This is a genomic window from Vibrio genomosp. F10 str. 9ZD137 (assembly GCF_049974785.1).
GTDB lineage: Bacteria > Pseudomonadota > Gammaproteobacteria > Enterobacterales > Vibrionaceae > Vibrio.
This window is the reverse complement of sequence record NZ_JBNGCJ010000849.1, coordinates 1-6,120: the sequence shown is the minus strand read 5'-3', so window position 1 is coordinate 6,120 and position 6,120 is coordinate 1. Positions and strand designations below refer to the sequence as shown.

The 6,120-nt window shown below is 44.0% G+C and carries 6 protein-coding genes and 1 pseudogene; 1 reads left to right on the top strand and 6 read right to left on the bottom strand.

What is annotated here, in order from left to right:
- The 6 genes and pseudogenes from ACP45E_RS19195 to ACP45E_RS19170 form a co-directional block, all read right to left on the bottom strand.
- A pseudogene (locus ACP45E_RS19195) lies at positions 1–320 on the bottom strand (dihydrodipicolinate synthase); the annotation flags it as partial.
- Positions 301–663, bottom strand: coding sequence for a PTS lactose/cellobiose transporter subunit IIA (locus tag ACP45E_RS19190; protein WP_017033310.1), 363 nt, complete (start codon positions 661–663; stop codon positions 301–303). The pseudogene ACP45E_RS19195 and the gene ACP45E_RS19190, both read right to left, overlap by 20 nt.
- Positions 647–1,984 (bottom strand): PTS cellobiose transporter subunit IIC, encoded by a 1,338-nt coding sequence (locus ACP45E_RS19185; RefSeq protein ID WP_017033309.1) that lies wholly within the window; start codon positions 1,982–1,984, stop codon positions 647–649. Before ACP45E_RS19185 ends, ACP45E_RS19190 begins: the two co-directional genes overlap by 17 nt.
- A gap of 4 nt (positions 1,985–1,988) precedes the next feature.
- Positions 1,989–2,312: a PTS sugar transporter subunit IIB gene (locus tag ACP45E_RS19180; RefSeq protein ID WP_017033308.1), complete on the bottom strand. Its 324-nt coding sequence runs from the start codon at positions 2,310–2,312 to the stop codon at positions 1,989–1,991.
- 308 nt (positions 2,313–2,620) lie between these two features.
- Positions 2,621–3,625, bottom strand: coding sequence for a LacI family DNA-binding transcriptional regulator (locus ACP45E_RS19175; RefSeq protein ID WP_017036884.1), 1,005 nt, complete (start codon positions 3,623–3,625; stop codon positions 2,621–2,623).
- A 345-nt stretch (positions 3,626–3,970) separates the two neighbouring features.
- Positions 3,971–4,390, bottom strand: a complete 420-nt coding sequence (locus tag ACP45E_RS19170) for a universal stress protein (protein WP_017036883.1) — start codon at positions 4,388–4,390, stop codon at positions 3,971–3,973.
- 330 nt (positions 4,391–4,720) lie between these two features.
- On the opposite strand from ACP45E_RS19170, the gene ACP45E_RS19165 reads away from it, so the two are divergent.
- Positions 4,721–6,120, top strand: a 1,400-nt coding sequence (locus ACP45E_RS19165) for a protein-disulfide reductase DsbD domain-containing protein (RefSeq protein ID WP_277815728.1), incomplete at its 3' end; no start/stop codon positions are given.

Below are 6,120 nucleotides of genomic sequence, written 5' to 3'. Positions count from 1 at the left end.
TCTGGTACAGGCTCTAGATTACAGCCAATCAAACGACCCGTTGCCGCTTTTATTTGCGCTATTGACATGACTTCTTCAGGATCTTCTGAAAGGATTTTTATCGCGGGCTTCATGACGTCTAGGCAATTCAATGTGATCATATCCGCCCCAAAAGCCGCCGCAATCTCTGCACCTGAAACCACATCGATAGGTGGGGCTATTGCCACCACATTTTCCACCATGATGGTGCGACCTTCAGAGTTCTGAATGCTGTCGACAATATCTTGACGAGAAGCATTACGGACATCTTCAGCGGTAAAATCAAATATGCGCTTCTTCATAACTTCTAACCTTGTTCAGTTTGTGGTGAATAGCAACAATTTCTTCAGCAAGTTCGCGGCAAAGCATCGTTGTCATAATGTGGTCTTGAATGTGAGTCAGAATTAACGTCATAGTGACTTTGCCCGCACCTTCATCAAACCCAATCAGTGCGGTTTGTGATTTGTGAACAGCGGTCAGTGCTTCATCGCCACTTTTAAGCAGTTGTTGAGCTTGCTGAAAATGGCCTTTTCTCGCCGTCATCATGGCTTCCATAAAGGCAGAGCGAGCTTCGCCAACTTGACACAGCAATGTCATGAGAAATTCTTCAGTTATGTCCTCACTACTATCAATTTTGACATTCATTGAGGTTTCCTTCTTTTGCGTTGTTTTGGGTGCTTTCAGACAGTGCGTTTTCTTCTTTAAGTAGCTGCTTTTCATGTACTTTCATAAATGGATAGAAAACAATCGAACTGACGACGATACTGCTTAAAACGACCAGTGCAGCGGTTCCGGAATTGGTGGCGATGATGGCACCAATCGGTGCTGGCATCGTCCATGGTGGAATAGCAATAATTTTTGAGACAAGGCCAGCTTTGAACGTAAACCAAACGATGGTGGTATTAATGGTAGGGGCGAGTAGCCAAGGAATGAAGTAGATAGGGTTCATTACAATGGGGGTACCGAAAATGACTGGCTCGTTAATGTTGAATGTGCCAGGAATAATCGACATTTTACCGATGGTTTTAAGCTGAGTTGCTTTCGATCGCATCATGAGTAAGACGAGCCCCCATGTACCGCCTGCACCGCCGACAAAGATAAAGAAGTCCATCACTGGGTTAATGAATATCGCGGGTAAAGGTTCACCTGCTGCTAGAGCGTCTTGGTTTAAGCCTAAGTTTATCAATAGCATAGGTCCGATAATGCCACCCACGACTGAACCACCGTGAATGCCACTAAACCAAAGGAGTTGAACCAATAATACAGCCAGTAAACAAGCCACATAACTGTCTGATGCCAATACTAAAGGTTGGAACAACGTCATAATAGCGTCAGGGATCTTCATACCATGCTGAGCAAGGTAAACGTTCACCGACATGATAATAATGGAGATAAAGACAATCGGAATAAGAAGATCGAACGACGCAGAGATCTTCGGTGGCACCGCTTCTGGCATCTTGATTCGAATATTGTATTTGATCAGGAGCCTTTGCATTTCTGGAACAAATAGACCGCAAATTATCGCGGTAAATGCCCCTGTTCCGCCGAGGAATGCACCGGGTAGTACTCCGCCAATCTCAACGTTCACCATAGGTGCAGCCGCTAATAAAAAGGCGAACATGGAAAGCATCCCCGTGTTCATTGGGCGCAATTTATACGCTTCCGCCAAACTAAAGCCGATACCGAATGAAGCATAGAGCGCGAAGATTCCCATACTTAGCTGGAATGGCGTCAGAATGTTCTCTTTTCCTATTAGGTCGATGAGACCATGCCAACCATCAAAGAAGAAATTCCCCTCAGAAGGCGGAAACGCTAAGACTAATAATAATGAGCCAACAATGAGAAAGGGCATTGTGGAGACAAATCCATCTTTAATGGCATTAATGTGTTTTTGTGCAGAGATCTTGCCTGCCGCCGGAGCGACAACCGTCTCTACAAAACTCAGTACTTTATCAAATATTGCCATTTTGCTAACTCTCCATAGTTTCTTTGGTTTGATAGAGCGTAATCGCTTGCTCTAAAACAGCATCGCCCTTTAACATCCCGTAGTTCATCATATCGATCAGCGCACACCCCTTATTGAGCTCGTTCGCTATTCGCTTAAATTCTTCATATTTGAACTTGACCTGAGGAGCAATCAAGCACACATCGCTCCATTTAATGCAGTCGTCAAATTCTGAAATAGAGTGCGCTGAGATCTCACACTCTATTCCTTGTTCCATCGCCGATTTTTCCATTTTACTGACGAGCATGCTTGTCGACATACCTGCCGCACAACATAAAAATATCTTCATACTGCCTTCCCTTAATTATTCACTTACCCGTTACAATAAAAATGTAACCGGTTTCAGTAACCGGTTACATATATACACGATAAATCATTCGGATGAATACCATGGGTATTAAATATGCTACGCATGTCTAATTTTTAGCCAGCATTAGTTCGATAAAACATTGATGATAAAAGTATCAATTTGGTTGGGTTGTTGATTAAGTGAGCACTTCGAACGGTAAGGGGAGTGGCAGGATATCGAGAAAGCGACGTTTAAAAACACGCCCTAGTGACTAAAGTGTATCGTTCACTAGGGGGAGTGGCGTCTGATTAAGGCGTGAAGAGATCTGTTGAGTCTCGAACGATCAGTTGCCCTTGGATCACTTCAGATTCAAATAACGTGTGTCCTTCAATAAGCTTTTGAGCCACTGACATAGCCTGAGCCATGATCGCTTGAATAGGGATTTCAACCGTTGTTAAAGAAGGCGTTACGAAAGCGCTGCAGGGATCGTTATCAATACTAATAATGGAAATGTCTTTGGGGACCGACATTCCCTGTTCAGAAAACGCCTTAATACAACCGATAGCAATATCATCAGATGCAGCAACGATAGCACTGGTGAGGCTTCCTTTAGATAAGAGTGCTTTTCCTGCTTGGTATCCTTCAATAAAGCCAAATTCACAAGGGTGTTGGTAAGATTCAATCTTTGTTGTTGTGTGTTGGTTTATTGCCAACGTGAAGCCTTGAGAACGAGATGTGGATGTTGGTGTACTTGGCGTTGGGCCTAGGTAAGTAATGCTTCGGTGACCTGATTCGACTAGGTGATCGACGGCCATTTTAACTGCGTGTTGCTGATCAAAAGAGATAGAGTAACCCGCATTCTCAGGCAATTGCCTACCGACATTCACTATCGGTATGTCAATAGATTGGTTAAGCGCGGTTATTTGATCACTGGATAACATACGGCTATACAGCACAATCACATCGCATCGTTTTTCAACAAGCGAATGAACCGCCTTTAATTCACTTTCAGCTTGATTATGACCATCCGCAATTAACAGTTGTTTGCCCATGAGATCGGCACTCACTGATGCCTGTTTAAGCAAAATACCAAAATAGCTGCCCGTAAAGTCTGAAAGGACCAAACCTATGCTGTTTCCACTTTTAGTGGCCAAGGCTTGTGCGACTGAGCTGGGCTTATAATTGAGTTCTTGCATGACAGATTTTACTAATTCTCGCGTGCTTTCTTTGACTTGCCCAGTGCCATTGATCACACGAGAAACTGTCGCCTTAGATACACCAGCAATGCGAGATACATCTGAAATTGTTGTCATCCATGCCTCTTGAAACCATTATTTGAACACAGAAGATACCAGATTTATGTTTTGTTAGAGAAGCGCTAGAGCCAATTTTTTAGCATCACTTGCGATTTTTGATTTTGGTGAAGAACCGCAAGCCGAAGAAGTGAACGAAGAAGTGAACAATGTCGCAATGAGCAAGCAGTGATTACGCAGAGGGTCACCGATAATGAGATCTTGTTAGGCCTTAAATTCGTGCTCACCACGACGTAATGAGTGCTTTAAATAGAGCACTGCGCCCTGAATCGATAAGAGCGCGGTGTTCCACTATGAAAGGTTATAAAATGCCGAGTTTATTTCGCTTTATCGAGTTTACGTGGGCTAAATAGGGATAATAAGAATATCGACCGGTGATTTGTTAATTAGATGCTTTGAATAGGAGACAATATTGCTCCAAAAGTCGTGGTGATGCCCACAAATAAGAAGGTCGACTTTGTGATCAAGGATTGTGTCATGAAGTTTGTCGCTTAAGTCGCCGGTACCGACTAGAAAACTCTGGATAGGGTGGTTTGCATAAGTTTCAAACCCCTTGAGTTGATCAACAGAGTTTTTCTTTAGTGGGATGTCCCCATCATGCGACTGAATGTCGATAAGCTCAGGGTAGATTTCACCGTGGGTTCCATCGATATGAATAAAAGAAATATTGGCGTCAAACTGTTTGGCAAGGAAAACCGCTCGATCAATAAGAACGTTGCTGTCTTCAGACAATTCAAGTGCGACTAGGATATGTTGGTATTTCATAGCTATTCCCCTTTCTAAGTGACTGAAATAACCATAGCGCTAGGCCGGTTAAATTGATGCGGAAGAGGTCGCAAATTGATGAGATATTGCGCATTTATCTTGTTCGGAATGGAATGTAACAAATCCTACTTGGACTTGTCCTATAAAAAACATAACAATAAACGCCATTTTTGCCATTTTTGCCGTTTACGCCACGAGTACGCTCCAGAAGAAGACAGATTAGCTCTGTGGTCATTTACGGTCTTGTAAAGGACAGTGTTTTGAGCATGTAACGTTCAACCATCGGTTCAGTCAAAGAATTGTTTTCATCCCATTTGCACAGGAACATACATGCCAAAAATCCATTTCGTCGCTCGTTCATTACTGTTTGGACTGCTCTTGCTATTTTCTAGTGTGGTCATGCTTCCTTTAAAAGCTCAGGCTGAAGTCCAAGCTCAAAACCTAGCTCAAAACCAAATTCAAACACAGCAAACGGATACGGGTTGGTTGCAAAACCCCAATCATCCGCCTGTTAAGACGCGCTTCGCGGTTACTGGGCAGGTCAATCAATCACAAAACACCGTTGAGGGTTTTCTTGAAGTCAAACTGAGTGATGACTGGAAGACTTATTGGCGAAGTCCTGGAGAGGGCGGGATTAAACCGAGTATGACTTGGAGTCAGTCAGATAACATTAACGATGTTGATTGGTTATGGCCTTATCCTCAGCGTTTCAGCGTGTTGGGTATTGACACGTTAGGGTACAAAGAACGGGTGATCTTTCCCATTACGCTTCATGTTGATGATGTGAAATTTCCCGTCACATTCAGGGCGAACTTAACGCTGTCATCCTGTAAGACCGTTTGTGTATTGACGGATTATCCATTTGAACTCACCTTCGTACCATCAGAATTGTTGCTGTCTGATGATGCGATGCATACCTATGCCCAGGGGCTAAGTCAGGTGCCTAGAGTTTCTCCTTTAGTACAGGAAGTGAGCGCTATATGGGATGAAAGTAAGAGTAAGCTTCAAGTTACGGCGATTAAACCATTGGGTTGGAAAGCGGCCAAGGTTTTGGTTGATGGCGATTCTGAAGAGGTTGAAAACACTTCATTCTCAAGGCCCGTGATCCATACCGATGGCGATACGCTAGTCGTGACGTTCGACGTTACGAGTTGGTTAGGCCCCCGTCAATTGGCGGGTGAAGAACTTTTGGTGACCATTGGTGACAAAGACTTTATAACGGAGCTGCCAACCACCATTATCTCAACGGTTATCTCGGATCCAACCCGTGAGATGTCGCTGGAAACGGTGTTCTTGTTTGCGCTTTTAGGCGGGCTAATTCTCAACATTATGCCCTGTGTGCTACCCGTACTGGGCATGAAACTCAGTAGCGTCGTCTATGCAGGAGCTCTTAATCGAGGACAAATTAGACGTCAATTTTTGGCTTCTTCTGCAGGTATTGTGACGTCATTTTTATTGATCGCTTTGTTTTTAGCTGCATTAAAACTGACGGGCAGCGCAATAGGATGGGGAATCCAGTTTCAAAGCGGTTGGTTTATTGGTGCAATGGTGCTGATCACGGGGCTGTTTGGTGCCAATATGTTGGGTCTGTTCGAGTTCCGATTATCCTCTAATACTCATACTTGGTTGGCGTCCCAAGGTGACAACTCGTATATTGGCCATTTCACTCAAGGCATGTTCGCCACACTACTGGCAACACCCTGCTCTGCGCCTTTCCTGGGAACGGCGGT

What these genes read in the sequence shown, in the direction of transcription:
- ACP45E_RS19190 (WP_017033310.1), bottom strand. Translation starts at nt 663, where the DNA reads ATGAATGTCAAAATTGATAGTAGTGAGGACATAACTGAAGAATTTCTC.
- ACP45E_RS19185 (WP_017033309.1), bottom strand. Translation starts at nt 1,984, where the DNA reads ATGGCAATATTTGATAAAGTACTGAGTTTTGTAGAGACGGTTGTCGCT.
- ACP45E_RS19180 (WP_017033308.1), bottom strand. Translation starts at nt 2,312, where the DNA reads ATGAAGATATTTTTATGTTGTGCGGCAGGTATGTCGACAAGCATGCTC.
- ACP45E_RS19175 (WP_017036884.1), bottom strand. Translation starts at nt 3,625, where the DNA reads ATGACAACAATTTCAGATGTATCTCGCATTGCTGGTGTATCTAAGGCG.
- ACP45E_RS19170 (WP_017036883.1), bottom strand. Translation starts at nt 4,390, where the DNA reads ATGAAATACCAACATATCCTAGTCGCACTTGAATTGTCTGAAGACAGC.